Source organism: Rhodococcus sp. IEGM 1370 (assembly GCF_033142325.1).
Taxonomy (GTDB): Bacteria; Actinomycetota; Actinomycetes; order Mycobacteriales; family Mycobacteriaceae; genus Rhodococcoides.
Genome location: NZ_JAWLRY010000007.1, coordinates 1 through 19,404 on the forward strand (window position 1 = coordinate 1; position 19,404 = coordinate 19,404).

Below are 19,404 nucleotides of genomic sequence, written 5' to 3' on the forward strand. Positions count from 1 at the left end.
GTGATGTCGTCGTCGCCGCCGCAGTTCTGGAGGTCGGTGAGGTCCTGCAACCGGATGTGCAGGTTCAGGTGCGGGCGCTCTCCGCCTTCGATGGGGCGATCGCTCGAGGCGAGGTACTGGTCGAGGATGTGTCCGAAGGCGTCGGCTCTGCGCTTGGCGGGGCTGCGATCGTCTGTGATTTTGAGTGTCCCGGTGCCGTCGGCGGCGGGGTGGGGTTCGGTCAACGGGGAGAGTGCGGTGAGCAGTTTCTCGCCGGTGACAGCATCGAAGTCTCCTTTCAACACCAACCGCCCGTTGAGGGTTGTGGAGGCGAAGAGTTCGTTGCGGTCGGTGTTCTCGGCGGGTGGTTTCCTGGTGCCGAAGCTGTCTTCGAGTCTGGTGATCGCTGCTCGGATCCGGCCGGTGCGCGCGTCGGGTCCTGTCGCAGATTTGATCAAGGCGGCGCGGGCCATAACGCGACCCTCTTCCGGGAGGTTCTCCGGTGGTGTTTCGGCGAAGGTGAGGATCAGCGCGGCGTGGTCGATGGTCATGACGCCGGTGTTCACGGCGTCGGCGATGTCGGGGAACGCGGCCATGCCGCGGGCGAGGGCGACGATCTTGGTGGCTTTGGACGGTGAGAGCAGGGTGGTGGAGGTCAGCCAGCCGGCGGGTCCGGGGAAGCCGAGTTTCTCTCGGCTCACGCGGGTGTCGATCTCGCCGACGAGAGAGATCCGGCGGGCCTCCAACAACTGGATTCGGTGGGAGACCGCGGCGGCGTCGGCGAGCAGTTCGCTCTCGCTCAGTTGCCAGATCTCCGTGGTCATGGACTAAGTGTATCGAACGCGCGTTCGACTGGCAACCATAGTGCAATCGAAAACTATTGTTCTGCATAAGGATTCGAGAATCGGAACCTGTCGGTGGCGTGTGATAGGCGTTGGTGGAACCTGACGTCAGGTGATGTGCTCAGTCAGCTTCTCTGGCAACGGTTTCCAGCTCGGCTCGATATGCGGCCCACCAGGCTTCGTTGCCGTCGGTCATGTTCTCGTTGCCGAGTCGTAGGCCTACGGAGTTGTCGATGAGTTCGCGCACGATGTCCGCATGCCCAGCGTGCCGGTTGGTTTCGGCCACGAGGTGCACGAGCACGCGGTGCAGGGTTACTTCCTGCTTCTCGACGGGCCAGTGCAGGACGCGTCCGACAGCGTCGAGGTCGTTCGTTTCGATGGTCCTGTCTGCGTGCTTCCAGGCCTCGCGGTACAGGGCGACAATGGATTCGGTCGATTCGTCGGCAGCGGCCCACATGTCGGAGTTCAGGCGGGCCATGGCCGCTGCCTCCAATTCCGCGAACCGAGCTGGAAACTCACGTCCGAAGGTGGGGCCGAAATAGCCGTATTCGACGATCGACAGGTGCTTGATCAAACCCAACAGGTTCGTACCGGTCGGCGTCATCGGCCGCCGTTTCTGGTATTCGGTGAGGCCGTCGAGCTTCCACAGCATGTTCTCGCGGGCGATCCGCAGGTACTGGTGCAGCTCGTCCTTCATGCCGTTCAGCTCACCGACGCGTGCCAGACGAGAGCGGCAGCCAGCGCACCGAGTCCGTTCAACGACCAGTGCAGGGCGATGGGCGCGATCAAACTGCCGCTACGACTACGCAGCCACGTGAACACGACACCCGCCGCCGCAGTGGCCACCACGGCCAGCGCTATGCCGACGATCTGCCCGAACAGCCCGCCGCCGAGAAAACCGCTCAGCCCGACGTTGCCCGCCGTCAGTCCCAGCGAGGACGCGATGTGCCACAGACCGAACAGCAGAGACCCTGCAGCGAACACACCCCGAGCCCCATAGATGCGGCCCAAGGTACCGTGCAGCACCCCGCGGAACGCCAGTTCTTCCGGGATGACGGTCTGCAGGGGGATGACGATCATCGATGCGACGATGGCGGCGGAGACGGTTGCGTATCGGTCGGCCATGAAGAACGGGCGAGTCAGTGGCAGCAACGCGCCGATCGCGACGACGGTGAGGACGACCCCGACGGCTCCGAGTGCGTACAGGGATCCGGTCTTCCACTGCTTCGGAGACAGTCCCAGCTCGGCCCATCCCAGACCGCGTCGGTTCGCCAAGACGACGAGCAGAACAGCGGCGATCGGGACCGTCGCGATACTGGCCCACACCGTGGTGAAGTGCGCGATGAGGTTGGTGCCCACGAGCACGAGGACGACGATGGCGACGTCGAGGTAAGCGTGGAAGGTGCGTCGGGGTGCCACGCTCCCGGCTGGATTCACAGCAAGCATTGGATCGAGTGTACTGGCGTCAGCTGTGAGTGACCGATGAATCGAGGCTTCGGTCGAGGCCTTTGCCGTCGTAGATGCGGGTGAACACCACGCCGAACACGAGTCCGATGAGCAGCCCGAGAGACGTCATGCCCACCGAGTGCTGCAGGCCTGCGTCGAGCGAGGCGTTGAAATACAGGATCGAGCGGGTGCCGAGGAAGATCTGATGCATCGGCTCGAACTGCGCGAGCCAGGTGAAGATCGGCGGACTCGCTTCGAGGGGGATGGTGCCGCCCGATGACGGCAACGCCAGGATGATGAACACGATCAGATTGATCAGCAATCCGGCCGTGCCGAACGCAGACATCACCGCCAACGCCGTGATGCCCACCGCGGTGATCGCGAACGCGCCGTACGTCCACAGGGTCCATGCATGGGTGATCGGCATGCCGAGCAGATGGCTGATCAGCAGATACAGGGCAGACACCAGCATGGCGAGAACCACCATCACGAGCCATTTCACGAGCAGCGTCTGGAAGCGGTTGATCAGGGTCGGTCCGCGGTGGATGTACTTGGGACCGATCTCTGTGGGTGTGAACCCGAGTAGTCCGTCGACGAGTGCGCTGACGATGGTCGCTCCGGTGAAGCCGGCCAGGACGAGCAAGAGCGCGTAGTAGAAGGCGGACAAGCCACCGCCGGTGCCGTCGGGCAGAGGATCGTATTGGGCAACGATCACATCGATCGGTTGTGCGAGGGTGAGGGCACTCGCACCGGAGAGCTGAGTATCGCCGAGCTGCTGGCGCACCTGTTCGGTGATCTGTTGTCCTACAGTTTCATTGACCGACTCGAATGCCGGTGACGCCACTCCGGTCACGAGCGACATCCCGAAACTGCCGGCACGTGGGTTGGTGTAGACCGTGATGATCGGCTTCTCGACGTCCCCGGGAATCACACTCGCCTGAGCGAGGATTCCCATCCTCTTGGTGAAATCGCTCGGGATGACGATGGAGCCGTAGGCCTCTGCCGTCGACAGCAGTGATTGCGCCTGTGCCGGACCGACTTCCCGGAAGTCGACCTTCTCCGAATCGACGTTCTGCAGCAGACCGTCGACGATGTCGTTGCCGATGTTGCGCTGCTCGCCTGCGAGGGTGTCGCCCTCGTCCTGGTTCACGATCGCGATGGGGAGGTCGTGCAGATTGTTCCTGGGGTCGAGCACACCGCCCAGGTACAGCGCGGCGAGGAACGACATCAGTGCCGACACCACCAGGATGGGCGCGAGCCAGAAACGCGGCGAACGAAGGACGTCGGCCATCGACCGAGGAGTTCTGTCGGAGGTCACCGGATCAGTGTCGCAACTTCGGCTCCCATATGCGCGGCAGTTCGACCTATGGAATGTCGACCGGCCGGAAGGGATTCGGCCTCGGCTGGTGGTACGCCAACCAATGTGAGTGGAACCTCGTATCAGGCTACGAGACCGGAGTGGAGCCTGCGGAACGACCGCAGGCTCCACGCTTCACATGCGGCGCAGCCGCTCAGGTCAGGCGTTGGCCCGACGCGGCAGCTTCCATTCCGGACGCACCCAGTGGCAGGTGTATCCCTCGGGGTACTTCTGCAGGTAGTCCTGGTGCTCGGGCTCGGCCTCCCAGAAATCTCCGGCCGGGGTCACCTCGGTGACGACCTTGCCGGGCCACAGTCCCGACGCGTCGACGTCGGCGATGGTGTCCTCGGCGACGCGCTTCTGCTCGTCGTTCAGGTAGAAGATCGCCGAGCGGTAGCTGGCTCCGATGTCGTTACCCTGACGGTTCTTGGTGGTGGGGTCGTGGATCTGGAAGAAGAACTCCAGCAGATCGCGGTATGTCGTCTGGGTGGGGTCGTAGACGACCTCGAGGCCCTCGGCGTGATTGCCGTGGTTGCGGTACGTGGCGTTGGGGACCTCGCCGCCGGTGTAGCCGACGCGGGTCGAGATCACTCCCGGGAGCTTGCGGACGAGCTCTTCGGCTCCCCAGAAGCATCCTCCGGCGAGAATGGCGGTTTCGGTGGCTGCAGACATCGTTGCTCTCCTAGTTCTTTATCGGTCGATACGTGGGGTTCAACGAACGAGGCGGCGTCATAATTCCGAGTCGTGGGTGCGTTCGCCGACCTCGAGAACCAGCTTGCCGGTGTTCGCCCCGTCGAACAGCAGGTTCAGGGTCGATCCGAAAGCGGGGACGCCGCCGATCTCGATCTGCTCGCGTGCGGTCATCTTGCCGCTGGTGAGCAGTTCGGACAGCGCGTCGATGCCCTCCTGGTAGCGATCGAGGTAGTCGAAGATGATGAACCCCGTCATCGATGCCCGATTGATCAGTAGCGATAGGTAATGCGCCGGGCCGGGCTGCGGGTCCGTCGCGTTGTAGCCGGAGATGGCTCCGCACAACACCACTCGCGCTCCCTTGCGCAGTCGGGAGAGTGCCGCGTCGAGAATTTCGCCGCCGACGTTGTCGAAATACACGTCGATGCCCTTGGGCGCAGCCGCCTTCAGGCCCTTGTACACCGACTCGTTCTTGTAATCGATCGCCGCGTCGAAGCCCAGTTCTTCGGTGAGCCACGCGCACTTCTCGGGTCCACCGGCAATGCCGATCACAGTGGCTCCCTTGGCTTTCGCGATCTGCCCCGCGATACTGCCCACGGCACCGGCGGCTCCGGAGATCACCACGGTATCGCCTTCGGTGAGCTTGCCGACGTCCATCAGACCGAAATAGGCCGTGAGACCCGGGAATCCGAGTGCCCCGAGCCAGGTGGGTGCAGGCGCGATGGATTCGTCGACTTTCTGTACCCCCGTGCCGTCCGACAGTGCATGCTCGGTGACGCCGAACGAACCCGAAACGATCTCTCCGACTGCATAATCGGGATGGCGAGATTCCAGCACCCGGCCCACGGCGTGCGCCCGCATCACCTCGCCGATGCCGACGGGCGGCACGTACGAGCGCGCATCGTTGAGCCAGCCGCGCATCGCCGGGTCGAGAGAGACGTAGTCGACGGTGACGACGAATTCGCCGTCACCAGGAGTGGGAATCGGTTCCTCGGTGAGGTTCCACGTCGATTCGTCGGGACGTCCCACCGGGCGCTGGGCCAGCCGGATCTGACGGTTCACAGATGTCATCTACCGTTCCTTCCACATCGAAGACGTGCATGTCGAAAACAGGGCACTTCGACACTAGGGCAGAATGACGTCACGATGACCAACGCGCCGAACACCACCCGCCTCGCCCCCCGACTCGTCGCAAGCGACGTCGACGGCACCCTGCTCGACCAGCACGAACGTGTCACCGAGCGCACCAAGCGCGCCGTCTCGGCCGTCGTGGCCGACGGAGTTCCCTTCGTGCTGTCCACCGGCAGGCCGCCGCGGTGGATCCACCCCGTCGTCGATCAGCTGGGATACGCGCCGATGTCGGTGTGCGCCAACGGTGCGGTGATCTACGACGCCGCCAACGATCGCGTGCTCAGCGCCGAGACGCTGTCGGTCGAGACGCTGCAGTGGTTGGCCGACGTCGCGTATCGCGCGCTCCCCGGCTGCGGACTTGCCGCCGAGCGAGTCGGCCGAACGGCACACGACTCGGCCACACCGCAGTTCGTCAGCTCCCCGGGATACGAGCACGCCTGGCTGAACCCGGACAACGTCGAGATGACCGAGGACGACGTGGTCGACGTTCCGGCCGTCAAGCTGCTGATCCGGTTGTCCGGCTCCACCAGCGGACACATGGCCGACATCCTGTCCCCGCTGATCTCCGGTCGAGCCGACCTGACGTTCTCCACCGACAACGGACTCATCGAGCTGTCGGCACCGGGCATCACCAAGGCGTCGGGCCTGGCCAAGGTCGCCGAGACGCTGTCGGTGGACGTGCAGGACATCGTGGCCTTCGGCGATATGCCCAACGACGTGCCGATGCTGTCGATGGTGGGCCTGGGCGTCGCGATGGGCAACGCGCATCCCGCTGCCGTCGCGGCGGCGAACGAAGTGACCGTCACCAACGCAGAGGACGGAGTGGCACAGGTTCTCGAACGTTGGTGGTGACCCTCAGGTCTCCCGGCATATCCGAACACGAAACAAGGGCCGAGTCACCACGGTGACTCGGCCCTTGTCGACTGTCGGAACTCAGCCCACGGGTGCGGGCTCCGGTGCGGGAGCAGGCTCAGGTGCAGGAGCCGGTTCCACCGGTGCTGCGACGGGGTTCTGCATCTCCGCGTTGTAGGTGTCGTTGTACGTCTTGATCACCGTGGTGACGATTCCGGTGAGCTCGTTGAAGATCAGCGAACCGTTCTCGAAGTCGGTACGGAAGCCCTCCGGCACCCGGAACTCGTCCGTGATCGGCAGGCCGAGGATGCCGTCGACGCCACCCTGCTGCACGTACTGCTGGAAGATCTTGCCGATCACGGCCACGGCCTGACCGGCCATGTTGGTGATGATCTCGCCGTTGGCGAACTGCGCCTTCTCACGGCCGCCGCTCACCTGCACCAGACCGCTCACCGGAACGCCGAGCGAGCCGGTTTCTCCGCCCGACGCCAACCACTTCTGTGCGACGGGACTGGTCGCCGCCAGCCGCTGCAGCTCGGCGACCAGGGCCGGGATGTTTTCGCCCAGAGTGGAACTGGCGTCCGTGCCCGGTCGTGACGGTGCCGGGTCGGTCACTGCGGTGTCGGGTGCGGTATCGGGAGCGTCGGGTGATGCCGGAGTGGCATCTCCGCCGCCGCCGAGATTTGCCGCAGCGATGTCGCGGATCTCTCCGAGCCGTGCGTATCCGGCGTCACCGGGGCATTCGGTGTTGCCGACGTCGCGGTGACCGAAGATCACCGGCAGGTCGACGCTCTGGCCGCGGCCGACGAACGTGAAATCCGTTCCCTCCGAGGTCATCGTGGTGGTGCCCTTCGGGTCGAGACCGGCCTTGCCGAGTCGCCATCCGAGGAACTTGCCGACCGAATCGATGGTCTCCTGCGAGGGATCCTCGTTGGAGTAGTCGCCCATCATGGCGATGCCCATCGTGTTCTCGTTGAACCCGCCCGAGTGTGCGCCCTGGACCGGCTTGTCCAAGCCGCCCGCGCGGCCCTCGAAGATCTGGCCGTACTTGTCGACGAGGACGTTGTAGCCGATGTCGCACCAGCCGAGTGTCTGCGCGTGGTACGCGTAGATGGCGCGGACGATCTCGGCCGATTCGGACTTGGAGTAGTCGTTGCTGCCTGCGGTGTGGTGCACGGTGGCACCGCCGAGGAAGTCGTCGACAGTCGGTGTGGCGCAACGGATCGACTCGTCTGCACCCCACTGAGCGCGGGTGATGACCTTGGGACCTGCGTCACCGGCGACGGGCGTGGCGATGTCGTTCAATGCGGAGTCGACCGGCGACGTGCCGGGGGTGATGAGCACGGCACTGATGTCATTGACCGCAGCAGCCAACTGGTCCGCCGTGCCTTCCGGCGCGGCCTCGGGCTGGGCGGGATCTGCTGCAGGTGCCGGGGCCGCAGGTGCCGGCGCCGCGGGATCGACCGGTGCCGGATCCTGTTGACGCAGAGGCGTGCTCGACGACGCCGGGGTGTAACCCAACGGCTGTTCCGCAGCAGCGGGTGCCTCGGCCGGAGCGTCCGCAGCAGGCAGCTCGACGACCGGAACCTCGGGAACCGGTGCAGTCGCGAAGCTTTCGGGAGCTGCACTGCTCGTCAGCGGCGTCAGCAGCACCTGCACTGCATTGGTCAGTCCGACGAAGATCGGTTCGGTGCCCTGCTTTTCCGCAGCGGGAACGGCGTCGCTCGCAGTGGTATCCACCGGCGCAGTCTCGAGCCACGGGCCCCAGGATCCGTCCTCTAGCTGGCGGCGAACCTGAGCGGTCGCACCGTCGAGCTGCTCGGAGGTCAGGGCCACCATGCTGAAGGGAGTGTCCTGCTTGATCTCCTTGACGGCGGCACCGAGCGGCGGGCCGGTCGGATCGGCAGCTTCCGGATTCACGGGCAGGGGACTGACCGGCGCGGATGCGTCGACCCGGGGAACGGGTGCCTGTGCTGTCGCGTTGCCCGGCGCGGGCGTGGTCAGACCCGGGATGTCGGGGATCTCGATCGGCGGGATCACGATGGAATCCGGCAGCGGTAGGTACTTCAGATCGGAGAGCCGCAGATCCGGCAACGGCAGTCCGGTGAGTTCCTGCAACGGAATGACGATGTCCGGTGCGGAACTCAGCGCGGTCTCGACGATCTTGGTCGGCACGGTGACCGGGGTTGTCTCGTTGGCCGGTCGAACTCCGGTTGTCGTGCTGTCGGTGAGGCCTGCGACCGCAAAGGGGGTTGCGACGGCCAGTAGTGCGACAGCACCGAGAACGATCGACGGCTTCGTTCGACGGTTCGGCAAGGCGGTACTCCCTGGTTGTTGGTAGGTACGCGTCGTAGGATCCAGCTACTGAACAACATGAATCACATCAGCAACATGAGTCCCATCAGACACAAGGCTAAACCTTAGCTTGACAGTTAGCCATCGGCGGGAAGTTCGAGCGGCGCGGCGCGTCGGACGTGTCCTCTACGCTTTCGAGCTGTGACTGTGCACTTCATCGGAGCCGGACCAGGTGCTGCCGACCTGCTCACGCTGCGGGCCGTCGAGTTTCTGCGGTCGAGCCCGGTCTGCGTCTACGCCGGTACCTACATCGACGACGCCATCCTCGAACACTGCTCTGCAGGCACCCGGCTGGTCGACACCGCGAAACTCGACCTCGACGCCATCACCGAAGAGTTGGTCGCTGCCCACGAGCGTGGCGAAGACGTCGCGCGCCTGTGCTCGGGCGACCCGTCCCTCTACTCCGCGTTGGCGGAGATGTCCGCTCGACTCGACGCCGCAGGCGTGCCCTGGGACGTTACCCCTGGCGTTCCGGCCTACGCCGCCGCAGCCGCCGCATTGGGCGTCGAGCTGACGGTTCCGGAAGTGACGCAGTCGGTGGTGCTCACGCGCGCACAGGCCCGCTCGACGGCGATGCCCGATACCGAGGCGCTGAAGAACTTCGCCGCCACCAGGGCGACGCTCGCGCTGCACCTGGCGATCACCCGCACCCGCATCATCGCCGACGAACTGAAGGAGTTCTACGGTCCCGAGTGCCCCGCCACGGTCGTCTTCCATGCCAGCAAGCCGGACGAGCTGATCCTGCGCGGTACTTTGGCCGACATCGCCGACCAGGTCGAGGCCGCCGACCTGCGACAGGCGGCGGTGATTCTGGTGGGGCCAGCCCTGGCTCGACGCGTCGTCACCGAATCCCACCTGTACGACGCGTGCCGGGACCGCTCGTGAGAATCCATCTGATCGGCATCGGCAGTGGCCACCCGGATCAGGTGACCGTCCAGGCTGTCGAGAAACTGCGGGCCGTGGACGTGTTCGTCGTCGCGGACAAGGGTGCATCCGTCGGCGACCTCGCAACAGCCAGGCAGGAGATCCTCGAGCGCCACCACGGCGGCAGCTACCGGGTGATCGAGGTGCCCGACCCGCCACGCGACCGATCGCCCCGGCAGTACGAGACCGCTGTCCTCGATTGGCACGACGCCCGCGCCCGCGCCTACGCCGATGTGCTCGACGGCCTCGCCGACAGCACCGTCGTCGGATTCCTCGTCTGGGGAGACCCCGCGCTCTACGACAGCACGATCCGCGTCGTCGAGCGGCTGGCCGCGTTGCGCGGCGACATCGAGTTCGATGTCACACCCGGCATCTCCAGCGTGTCGATGCTGGCGGCGAGTCACCGCCTCGTGCTCAACCGCATCGGCGGGCCGATCGTCATCACCACCGGCCGCAACCTGGCAGGCGACGTCGCCGCCGGTCTCGACAACCTCGTGGTCATGCTCGACGGCAATTTGGCCTGCAGCGCGCTGACCGGCGCAGGGTGGGGTATCCACTGGGGTGCCAACCTGGGGACGGCGGACGAGAAGCTGGTGGCGGGCCCGCTCGACGACGTGCTGGGCGAGATCCGCCGCGCCCGCGAGGAGGTCAAGTCCCGGCACGGCTGGGTGATGGACACCTACCTGCTTCGACGCCTGCCCGGTTGACCTCCGACCGGCCGACCGACGCCTGGCGGGGCAGAGCGGTCACGATCGTCGGATACCCTGGTTGCCCGTGACTGCTGTAAGCCCCGAGACCACCTCTTCCGACGCCTCCGTGACCGGCCGATACGACCTCATCGTCGTCGGATCCGGGTTCTTCGGACTGACCGTGGCGGAGCGGGCGGCGTCCCAGTTGGGCAAGCGTGTCCTCGTGCTGGATCGGCGGCACCACCTGGGCGGCAACGCGTACTCCGAGGCCGAGCCCGAGACGGGTATCGAGATCCACAAGTACGGCGCGCATCTGTTCCACACCTCGAACAAGCGGGTCTGGGACTACGTCAACCAGTTCACCGACTTCACCAGCTACCAGCACCGTGTCTTCGCCCTGCACAAGGGCCAGTCGTATCAGTTCCCGATGGGCCTGGGCCTGATCTCGCAGTTCTTCGGCAAGTACTTCTCGCCGGCCGAGGCGCGGGCACTCATCGAAGAGCAGTCCGACGAGTTCGACTCGAAGGATGCGCAGAACTTCGAGGAGAAGGCGATCTCGTTGATCGGGCGCCCGCTGTACGAGGCGTTCATCAAGGATTACACCGCCAAGCAGTGGCAGACCGATCCGAAGAATCTGCCCGCGGGCAACATCACCCGGTTGCCGGTGCGGTACACGTTCGACAACCGCTACTTCAACGACACCTACGAGGGACTGCCGGTCGACGGCTACACCGCGTGGCTCGAGAAGATGGCCGCCGACGAGAAGATCGAGGTCCGGTTGAACACGGACTGGTTCGACGTCAAGGCCGAGCTCGTGGACGAGAGCCCCGACGCTCCCATCGTCTACACCGGCCCACTGGACCGTTACTTCGACTACTCCGAGGGCGAACTGGGTTGGCGCACAATCGATTTCGAGACCGAGGTACTCCCGACGGGTGACTTCCAGGGCACCCCGGTGATGAACTACAACGACGGCGACGTGCCGTTCATCCGGATCCACGAGTTCCGTCACTTCCACCCCGAGCGCCAGTACCCGACCGACAAGACGGTCATCATGCGCGAGTTCTCCCGCTTCGCCAAGAGCGGCGACGAGCCGTACTACCCGATCAACACTCCCGACGATCGGCAGAAGCTCGAGGCCTACCGCGACCGCGCCAAGGCCGAAGCGGCCGCGAGCGGAGTGCTGTTCGGTGGCCGACTCGGCACCTACCAGTACCTGGACATGCACATGGCCATCGCGAGCGCGCTGAACATGTACGAGAACACCCTGGCCCCGCACTTCGAGACCGGTGCACCCCTGGCGGGCGACAAGTGACCGCCAAGCACCTCCTCGAGGACGGCATCGCCGACGCCGCGCCGGTTCTCGGCAAGTCACTGTTGCAGCGAGTATTGCTGCCGCGCTCGGGTGAACCGCTCGACGTACGCACGCTGTACCTCGAAGAAGCGCTCACCAACGCCAAACGGGCACACTCGCTCTCGCGGACCTCGGTCACGATCGGCTCCGAGTCCGAGGTGTCGTTCTGTACCTACTTCAACGCATTCCCGGCCAGCTACTGGCGGCGCTACAGCGTCCTGAAGTCCGTGGTGCTGCGCGTCGAGGTCTCCGGACACTGCCGAATCGACGTCTACCGGTCCAAGGCCGATGCGTCGCGCATCCACGTCGAGGGCCGCGAGGCCGTGGACGGCGATGCAGCACAGGAGTTCCTGATCGACCTCGGTCCGTTCGAGGACGGCGGCTGGATCTGGTTCGACATCACCTCCGATTCCGAGGTGGTGCTCGAGAGCGCGGGTTGGTACGCCCCGATCGAGGCTCCCGGTGAGGCCACCGTCGCGGTCGGCATCCCCACGTTCAATCGCCCGACCGACGCCGTCAAAGCCCTTGTGGCTCTTGGCTCGGATCCGTTGGTTCTCGACGTGATCCAGGCCGTCATCATGCCCGATCAGGGCACCCGCAAGGCCAAGGACGAGCCCGGATTCGACGAGGCCGCAGCTGCCCTCGGCGGCCGACTCGCCATCCACGATCAGGCCAACCTCGGCGGGTCCGGCGGATACAGCCGCATCATGTACGAGGCACTGAACAACACCTCTTGCCAACACATCCTGTTCATGGACGACGACATCGAGATCGAGCCCGACTCGATCCTGCGGGCGCTGGCCATGTCGCGATTCGCCAAGGTCCCCACGCTCGTCGGTGGCCAGATGCTCAACCTGCAGGCGCGCAGCCACCTGCACGTCATGGGCGAAGTGATCGATCGCGGCAACTTCATGTGGACCGGCGCACAGAACGTGGAGTACGACCACGACTTCTCCGAGGACCCGCTGCGCACCAGCAAGCTGCTGCACCGCCGCATCGACGTCGACTACAACGGCTGGTGGATGTGCATGATTCCGCGCGTCGTCGCCGAGGAACTGGGGCAGCCACTGCCGCTGTTCATCAAGTGGGACGACGCCGAATACGGCTTGCGCGCACGGGAAGCCGGCTACCCGACGGTGACACTGCCGGGTGCGGCCATCTGGCACATGGCGTGGAGCGACAAGGACGACGCCATCGACTGGCAGGCGTACTTCCATCTGCGCAATCGCCTCGTGGTCGCATCGCTGCACATGCCGGGCGACGGCAAGGGCCTGGTGCTCGACACGATCAAGGCCACGGTCAAGCATCTGCTGTGTCTCGAATACTCGACGGTCGCCATTCAGAACCTCGCGATCCGCGACTTCCTGGCCGGCCCCGAGCACATCCTCGAGATCCTGCCCACCGCGCTGCCGACCGTGCACGCGCTGCGCAAGGAATTTCCCGACGCCGTCGTCGTCGGCAGTTCCACGGAGCTGCCCCTCGCGTCCGGTGAGGAAGTGGGATCCGTCGGGCTGCCGACCAACCCGCTCGCCAAGATCAACCGGTTGGCAAAAGGCTTGCTGCACAACGCAAAGCCTGCGCACACCCAGCATCACGACCGCCCACAGCTCAACGTCCCGACTCTCGACGCGCGCTGGTTCCTGCTCTCTCAGGTCGACGGCGTCACCGTCACCACCGCCGACGGCCGGGGCGTCGTCTACCGCAAGCGAGACCGCGCTCAGGCCGCGGCGTTGCTCAAGGAAGCACTGTCGCTGCGCAAGCAGTTGGCGGCCGAATTCCCCGCCCTCAAGGCTCGGTATCGCGATGCCGTGCCGCACCTGACCAGTAAGGAAACGTGGGAACGTGTCTTTCGTTACCAGGCGTAAGGGCCAGACCGAGGCCCCGACGGAAGTTCGGATCCTCGAGAAGGTGCAGAGCACCGTCGGCAGTGCACCGGGCGCGATCACCGTCGCCCGCGGCATGTCGCACTTCGGCGAACACGCACTCGGCTGGGTCGCGATCGCCGGTATCGGTGCTGCGCTGGACAAGCCGCGTCGGCGTCAGTGGGCCTCGGTGGCAGTCGGGGCAGTGGGCTCCCACGCTGCGTCGATCGTCATCAAGCGAATCGTGCGCCGGCCACGTCCCCACGATCCGGCCGTGCGCATCAACGTCTCGACGCCCAGCAAGCTGAGCTTTCCGTCCTCGCATGCGACATCCACCACAGCCGCCGCGGTTCTCCTCGGCCGGGTGACCGGGCTACCGTTACCGGCGGTCCTCGTGCCACCCATGCTGCTCTCGCGCTTGGTGCTCGGAGTCCACTACCCCACCGATGTGCTGGCAGGATCTGCACTCGGCGCGTTGACGGCTGCGGCCGTCGTGAAGTTCGAAGGAGACAAATGAGCGAGGATGCCGCACCCGTAGGCGCGCCGCCGAAGAACCTGGCGGACGGCATCGTCAAGGCGCTTCGTCCGCGTCAGTGGGTCAAGAACGTCCTGGTGCTCGCTGCACCGCTGGCGGCGGGCTCGGTCACCGACCCCGACGTGCTGCTGTCCGTCGCGCTCGCATTCGTCGTGTTCTGCTTCGCCGCGTCCGGGGTCTACCTCGTCAACGACGCCCTCGATGTCGAGGCCGACCGCGCACACCCCACCAAGCGGTTCCGGCCGATCGCCGCGGGCGTGCTGCCCGTCAACATCGCCTACGCGATGGCCGTGGTGTCCTTCGCCCTCGCCATCGGTCTGTCGTTCCTCGCGAACTGGAAGCTGGCGCTGGTCATCGGCGTCTACATCGTGATCCAGCTGGCCTACTGCTTCGGTCTCAAGCACCAGGCCGTGCTCGACATCTGCATCGTGTCCTCGGGCTTCCTGTTGCGCGCGATCGCCGGTGGCGTCGCCGCGTCGATCCCGCTGTCGCAGTGGTTCCTGCTGATCATGGCGTTCGGATCGCTGTTCATGGCTGCCGGTAAGCGCTACGCCGAGCTGCAGCTCGCCGAACGCACCGGAGCGAAGATCCGCAAATCGCTCGAGAACTACACCACCACGTACCTGCGATTCGTCTGGACGCTGTCGGCAACGGCCGTCGTCATCTGTTATGGCCTGTGGGCGTTCCAGGAAGACGCGGGCACGGACGCCAACTGGTTCGCGATCTCGATGATTCCGTTTACCATCGCAATCCTGCGATACGCAGTGGATGTCGATGGCGGCGAGGCAGGCGAACCCGAAGAGATCGCGTTGGGAGACAGGGTTCTCCAGCTACTCGCCATAGCGTGGATCGGAGTGGTTGGTGTCGCTGTCTACCTCGCCTGACCAGCGAGACGCGCGAGAAGAGAACTCCGCTCGGGCATCGATCACCCGGCCCGTCTTCTGGATCGGGACCGTGGTCACCGGGGCGTTGTTCCTCTGGGGTGCGTGGGAGCGCCGCTGGATCGCCGACGACGGGCTGATCGTGCTGCGCACCGTCCGCAACCTGCTGGCCGGCAACGGACCGGTGTTCAACGCGGGCGAACGAGTCGAGACCAACACCAGCACCATCTGGACGTACCTCGTCTACGCAGGCAGTTGGCTGAGCGAGGGACGCCTCGAGTACGTCGTCCTGACGATCGCGCTCGTGCTGTCCACGGCTGCCGTCGTCATCGCGATGATCGGCACGTTCGCGCTGCGAGGGCGTACTGCATCGAAGACCCTGTTCCTGCCCGCAGGCGTCCTGGTCTACATCGCGGTTCCTCCTGCCCGCGACTTCGCGACGTCCGGCCTCGAGACCTGCCTGGTCATCTTCTGGCTGGCGATGCTGTGGCTGCTGATGGTTCGCTGGGGCCAGCGCCGGAGCGGTGGCGCCGAGCTGCTGCTGGCGTTCTTCGCCGGCCTCGGCCCGCTGGTGCGTCCGGAACTGTCCATCGTGGCGGTGCTGGCCCTGGCGATGATCTTCCTGGCCCCGCAGAGTTGGTTGTCCAGGCTTCGAGTGTTCGTTTTCGCCGGAGCCGTGCCGGTGCTCTACCAGATCTGGCGCATGGGCTACTACGGCCTGCCGTACCCCAACACCGCGGTGTCGAAGGATGCAGGCGGAGCCAAGTGGTCGCAGGGGTTCGAGTACCTGTCCAACCTCGTGGGCCCGTACCTGCTGTGGTTGCCACTCGCACTGCTCGTCGTCGGTGCCGTTCTGTCGGCCTCCCGAGTGCGGTTGTCCCTGCCCCGCACTGTCGGCGGCTGGCTCGCAGCGCTACGGACGCCGACCGCCGTGGTCGTCTTCGTGTTGATCAGTGGCCTTCTGCTGGCTTTGTACGCGATTCGCGTCGGCGGCGATTTCATGCACGGCCGAACATTGTTGCCGGCATTGTTCACACTTTTGTTGCCGATTTCGGTGCTGCCGGTCGCCCTTCCGAAACGATGGTCTGCAGACCGCGCCACCGCGATATTTTTCGCCGATCTTTTCGTCTGGGGCGGCATCGTGGTCTGGGCCGTCGTGGCCGCCAATACGACGGGTATGCCGCAGGGTTCGATCGTCGGCCGCAGTGGCATCGTCGACGAGCGGGCGTTCTATTCACTCAACACCGGGCACGCCCACCCGATCCTGGCCTCGGACTACCTCGACTACCCGCGGATGCGTGGGATGGTCGAGGCGATCGAGGACACTCCGGACGGAGGCCTGCTGTTGCCGTCGGCGCAGTTCACGTACTGGGATGTCGTTCCCCCACCGCTTCCCATCCCGGAAGGTGGCTTCGGTCACACCGTCTTCTTCCTGAACCTCGGAATGACCAGCATGAACGTCGGCCTCGACGTGCGGGTCATCGACCAGATGGGGCTGGCGTACCCGTTGGCGTCGCACACCGAGCGGCTCGAGAACGGCCGGATCGGACACGACAAGAACCTGTATCCGGACTGGGTGGTGGCCGATCTCGGCCTCGTCGCCGTCCATCCGTACCTGCCCTGGTACATGGACGAGGACTGGGTCACCGAGGCTCAGGTTGCGTTGACCTGCCCCGACACCCAGGAACTGCTCACCTCGTATCGAGCTCCGTTGACGAAGGAATTGTTCGTCCGGAATGTCAAGCGTTCGCTCTTCTACGCCGGATATCGGTTCGATCGGGTGCCGAAGTACGAAATACAACGATGTGATCTTCCGGCCCCGATATTGAAGGCGGACAATTAGGTGTCCGAACACGAAAAGGTCACCGGGTTGCGCCGAATTGGTGTCGACGCCAAGATGAGCTATCTCGATCATGTAACGGGGGTCGTCCTTCGCGCGATAAGTGCGGAGGATGTGTATGCGTCCGACCTGTGTGGTCGGGCGGCAGACATGATGGACTTGCGAGATCAAGCGTTGATTGCGTAACCGATGTGACGACGAAGCAGCTGAGAGGTCGAGTGCATGCTGGGTAGAAGGAAGAGCCGGTCCGAGGACAAGCGGGGTGGGTCCTGGGGACGCCGCGCCGCCACGTCCATGCTGATGGCAGTGGTCCTACCACTGGGATTGGCTGTAGCCGGCGGTGGCGCGACTGCAAACGCGGCCTTCGACGGCAATGCCATCGACGTATGGACGGACTCGTCGATGGGTCCGATCAAGAGTCGCGTCTGGCGCGCCGCGGACGGTAACACCGACCGCGTCGTCTACCTCCTCGACGGGCTGCGGGCCACCACCGACATCTCCGGTTGGGAGCACGAGACCGACGCCGGTGCCGTACTGGCCGGGTACAACATCAACGTCGTCCAGCCGGTCGGCGGACAGTCGAGCTTCTACTCCGACTGGTACGCACCGTCGAACTTCAACGGCCAGCAGACCACGTACAAGTGGGAGACCTTCCTGACGCAGAACCTGCGTGAGAACCTGCGCGCCAACTGGGGCTTCAACCCCAACCGCAACGGTGTCATCGGTATCTCCATGGGTGGATCGGCCGCTCTGACGCTCGCCGCCTACCACCCGGACCAGTTCAGCTACGCGGGCTCGCTGTCCGGCTACCTGAACATCTCTGCTCCCGGCATGCGTGAAGCGATGCGTCTGGCGTTGCTCGACTCCGGCCGCTACAACATCGACGCGATGTGGGGACCGCCGTGGGATCCGGCGTGGCTGCGCAACGACCCGTTCGTCTTCGCGCCTCGTCTGCGCGACAACGGAACCCGTGTGTGGGTGTTCGCAGGTAGCGGTCTGCCCGGCGGACTCGATCGCCCGCAGAGCTTCATCGACTACTACAACACCGCCAACGGCATGGGCCTCGAGGCCATCGCGTTGGCGAACAGCCGGGCGTTCCAGATCCGGATGGCGAGCATCGGCGCCAACAACGTCACGTATGCGTTCCCGGCCGTCGGTACCCACCAGTGGGGTTACTGGGGCGAGCAGATCCGCATCATGGCACCGGACCTGAGCGCCAACATCGGTGGCTGACCGGTCACACTTCGTTTCGGTCGTTTCTCCCGCTTTTCGGCCCTTCGTGAAACTTCACGACTTTTCAGGCCTGTTCAGCGGGGGCCGAGCAGGATAGTCTCCTGTTTCAAGGAAACGTCGAGGTGAAACTGGGACGCTGATCACAGTTTTGCCTTGGAACCGCTCGATGGAATAACCTCCATCGAGCGGTTCGCCTGTTTTCACAGCAGAACCTCAGTTTTTCGGGACCACATCGTCCCTGGCCTCGAGGGGCCACCCAGAAAGCCCTGTTCGATTGCCGGGGGCCGCATGTCGCGGAGACCGCGTAGATGAGAGAGAGCACGATTCATGCGATTTGCCGGCCTCAGCAGAACCCCGAAGGCGTCTTCACGCTGGCGTCAGCGCCTGCTCGGCGTCGGTGCTGCCGCGCTCGTCCTTCCCATCGCAGCCGGTGTCGTCGGTGGAGCGGTAGCTGTTGCAGCGCCTGCTCCCGTCGTGCACCAGACGCCTGCCGGTGGCCGTGAGGACCTGATCGTTCCGTCCGAGATGGGCCCCATCAAGGTTCAGGTCCAGTGGGCGGCCCGCGGCGGCAACGCTGCTCTCTACCTGCTGGACGGACTGCGCGCCCGCGACGACCGCAACGCCTGGACGTTCGAGACCAACGCGCAGGATCAGTTCGCCAACGACAACGTGACCCTGGTCATGCCCGTCGGCGGTCAGTCGAGCTTCTACAGCGACTGGTACACCTCGTCGAACTTCAACGGCCAGGAAGTCACCTACAAGTGGGAGACGTTCCTGACCCAGGAGCTGCCCGCGTTCCTCGAGAACTACGGCGTCTCGCGCAGCAACAACGGTGTACTCGGACTGTCCATGGGTGGTTCGGCCGCTCTGACGCTCGCCGCGTACCACCGCGATCAGTTCAAGTTCGCCGGTTCGCTCTCGGGCTACCTCAACATCTCCGCGCCCGGCATGCGTGAGGCCATCCGCGTCGCCATGCTCGATGCCGGACGCTTCAACGTCGACTCCATGTGGGGACCGCCCTGGAACCCGGCGTGGCTGCGTAACGACCCGTTCGTCTTCGCACCGAGGCTCGAGGGCATGTCCCTGTACATCTCGGCCGCCAGTGGTCTGCCCGGCGAGTTCGATCGACCGGCCGCGCCGATCGATTTCTACAACACCGCCAACGGCATGGCGCTCGAGGCCCTCTCGCTCGCCAACACCCGTGCATTCCAGATCCGCATGAACACCCTCGGCATTCCGGCCACCTACAGCTTCCCGTCCAACGGCATTCACGCATGGCCGTACTGGGGAGCCGAGCTGTGGAAGGCTCGCGGCCAGATCCTGGAAGCACTGAACGCCTGACGTTCACCATCTTCATGTTCTCCGGAAGTGCCGCCCGCGTCCCTACGCCGGGCGGCATTTCTGTTCCACCGGATCGTTAGCGGTACCTCTGTT

At 64.9% G+C, this 19,404-nt stretch carries 17 protein-coding genes; 10 read left to right on the plus strand and 7 right to left on the minus strand.

The window, feature by feature from the left end; translation table 11 throughout:
* The 6 genes from R4P47_RS11720 to R4P47_RS11745 form a co-directional block, all read right to left on the minus strand.
* On the minus strand, positions 1-803 hold an 803-nt coding region (locus tag R4P47_RS11720; RefSeq protein ID WP_317784801.1), incomplete at its 3' end, for a DUF222 domain-containing protein.
* A gap of 139 nt (positions 804-942) precedes the next feature.
* The gene (locus R4P47_RS11725; RefSeq protein WP_317784802.1) at positions 943-1,518 is read right to left on the minus strand and encodes a DinB family protein; all 576 of its coding nucleotides are present in this window, start codon (positions 1,516-1,518) and stop codon (positions 943-945) included.
* Between the two features lie 5 nt (positions 1,519-1,523).
* Positions 1,524-2,267: a CPBP family intramembrane glutamic endopeptidase gene (locus tag R4P47_RS11730; protein WP_317532912.1), complete on the minus strand. Its 744-nt coding sequence runs from the start codon at positions 2,265-2,267 to the stop codon at positions 1,524-1,526.
* Positions 2,268-2,286: 19 nt separating this feature from the next.
* Positions 2,287-3,585 (minus strand): YhgE/Pip domain-containing protein, encoded by a 1,299-nt coding sequence (locus tag R4P47_RS11735; protein ID WP_411567328.1) that lies wholly within the window; start codon positions 3,583-3,585, stop codon positions 2,287-2,289.
* Between the two features lie 198 nt (positions 3,586-3,783).
* Entirely contained in the window at positions 3,784-4,296 is a 513-nt protein-coding gene (gene msrA / locus R4P47_RS11740) for a peptide-methionine (S)-S-oxide reductase MsrA (RefSeq protein WP_068054290.1), read from the minus strand.
* A 57-nt stretch (positions 4,297-4,353) separates the two neighbouring features.
* Positions 4,354-5,385, minus strand: coding sequence for an NADP-dependent oxidoreductase (locus R4P47_RS11745; protein ID WP_269596075.1), 1,032 nt, complete (start codon positions 5,383-5,385; stop codon positions 4,354-4,356).
* Positions 5,386-5,460: 75 nt separating this feature from the next.
* Between R4P47_RS11745 and R4P47_RS11750 the strand changes: the two genes are divergently transcribed.
* Positions 5,461-6,297: a Cof-type HAD-IIB family hydrolase gene (locus R4P47_RS11750; RefSeq protein WP_068054295.1), complete on the plus strand. Its 837-nt coding sequence runs from the start codon at positions 5,461-5,463 to the stop codon at positions 6,295-6,297.
* 81 nt (positions 6,298-6,378) lie between these two features.
* On the opposite strand, the gene R4P47_RS11755 is transcribed toward R4P47_RS11750, so the two are convergent.
* Positions 6,379-8,613: an N-acetylmuramoyl-L-alanine amidase gene (locus tag R4P47_RS11755; protein ID WP_317784803.1), complete on the minus strand. Its 2,235-nt coding sequence runs from the start codon at positions 8,611-8,613 to the stop codon at positions 6,379-6,381.
* A gap of 180 nt (positions 8,614-8,793) precedes the next feature.
* On the opposite strand from R4P47_RS11755, the gene cobM reads away from it, so the two are divergent.
* The 9 genes from cobM (at position 8,794) to R4P47_RS11800 (ending at position 19,311) form a co-directional block, all read left to right on the plus strand.
* The gene (cobM, locus tag R4P47_RS11760; RefSeq protein ID WP_317784804.1) at positions 8,794-9,537 is read left to right on the plus strand and encodes a precorrin-4 C(11)-methyltransferase; all 744 of its coding nucleotides are present in this window, start codon (positions 8,794-8,796) and stop codon (positions 9,535-9,537) included.
* Complete coding sequence (gene cobF, locus R4P47_RS11765) at positions 9,534-10,283, plus strand: precorrin-6A synthase (deacetylating) (RefSeq protein WP_317784805.1); 750 nt, start codon at positions 9,534-9,536, stop codon at positions 10,281-10,283. Before cobM ends, cobF begins: the two co-directional genes overlap by 4 nt.
* A gap of 67 nt (positions 10,284-10,350) precedes the next feature.
* Positions 10,351-11,580 (plus strand): UDP-galactopyranose mutase, encoded by a 1,230-nt coding sequence (gene glf, locus R4P47_RS11770; RefSeq protein ID WP_188078827.1) that lies wholly within the window; start codon positions 10,351-10,353, stop codon positions 11,578-11,580.
* Complete coding sequence (locus R4P47_RS11775; RefSeq protein WP_317784806.1) at positions 11,577-13,484, plus strand: glycosyltransferase; 1,908 nt, start codon at positions 11,577-11,579, stop codon at positions 13,482-13,484. Before glf ends, R4P47_RS11775 begins: the two co-directional genes overlap by 4 nt.
* Positions 13,462-13,998, plus strand: a complete 537-nt coding sequence (locus R4P47_RS11780; RefSeq protein ID WP_052047296.1) for a phosphatase PAP2 family protein — start codon at positions 13,462-13,464, stop codon at positions 13,996-13,998. The genes R4P47_RS11775 and R4P47_RS11780 overlap by 23 nt, the downstream gene beginning before the upstream one ends.
* On the plus strand, positions 13,995-14,900 hold the full coding sequence (locus tag R4P47_RS11785) for a decaprenyl-phosphate phosphoribosyltransferase (protein WP_068054311.1): 906 nt from the start codon (positions 13,995-13,997) through the stop codon (positions 14,898-14,900). Before R4P47_RS11780 ends, R4P47_RS11785 begins: the two co-directional genes overlap by 4 nt.
* Positions 14,878-16,740: a flagellar motor control protein ZomB gene (gene zomB, locus R4P47_RS11790; protein ID WP_317784807.1), complete on the plus strand. Its 1,863-nt coding sequence runs from the start codon at positions 14,878-14,880 to the stop codon at positions 16,738-16,740. Before R4P47_RS11785 ends, zomB begins: the two co-directional genes overlap by 23 nt.
* Before the next feature lie 219 nt (positions 16,741-16,959).
* Complete coding sequence (locus tag R4P47_RS11795; protein ID WP_176460222.1) at positions 16,960-17,970, plus strand: alpha/beta hydrolase; 1,011 nt, start codon at positions 16,960-16,962, stop codon at positions 17,968-17,970.
* 327 nt (positions 17,971-18,297) lie between these two features.
* Positions 18,298-19,311, plus strand: a complete 1,014-nt coding sequence (locus tag R4P47_RS11800) for an alpha/beta hydrolase (protein ID WP_068054320.1) — start codon at positions 18,298-18,300, stop codon at positions 19,309-19,311.
* The last annotated feature ends 93 nt before the right edge of the window (positions 19,312-19,404 follow it).

Excerpts from the sequence above, each read along its gene's own strand:
- R4P47_RS11750 (WP_068054295.1), top strand. The coding sequence starts at position 5,461 with ATGACCAACGCGCCGAACACCACCCGCCTCGCCCCCCGACTCGTCGCA.
- R4P47_RS11725 (WP_317784802.1), bottom strand. The coding sequence starts at position 1,518 with ATGAAGGACGAGCTGCACCAGTACCTGCGGATCGCCCGCGAGAACATG.
- R4P47_RS11795 (WP_176460222.1), top strand. The coding sequence starts at position 16,960 with ATGCTGGGTAGAAGGAAGAGCCGGTCCGAGGACAAGCGGGGTGGGTCC.
- msrA (WP_068054290.1), bottom strand. The coding sequence starts at position 4,296 with ATGTCTGCAGCCACCGAAACCGCCATTCTCGCCGGAGGATGCTTCTGG.
- R4P47_RS11745 (WP_269596075.1), bottom strand. The coding sequence starts at position 5,385 with ATGACATCTGTGAACCGTCAGATCCGGCTGGCCCAGCGCCCGGTGGGA.
- R4P47_RS11730 (WP_317532912.1), bottom strand. The coding sequence starts at position 2,267 with ATGCTTGCTGTGAATCCAGCCGGGAGCGTGGCACCCCGACGCACCTTC.
- R4P47_RS11785 (WP_068054311.1), top strand. The coding sequence starts at position 13,995 with ATGAGCGAGGATGCCGCACCCGTAGGCGCGCCGCCGAAGAACCTGGCG.
- R4P47_RS11800 (WP_068054320.1), top strand. The coding sequence starts at position 18,298 with ATGCGATTTGCCGGCCTCAGCAGAACCCCGAAGGCGTCTTCACGCTGG.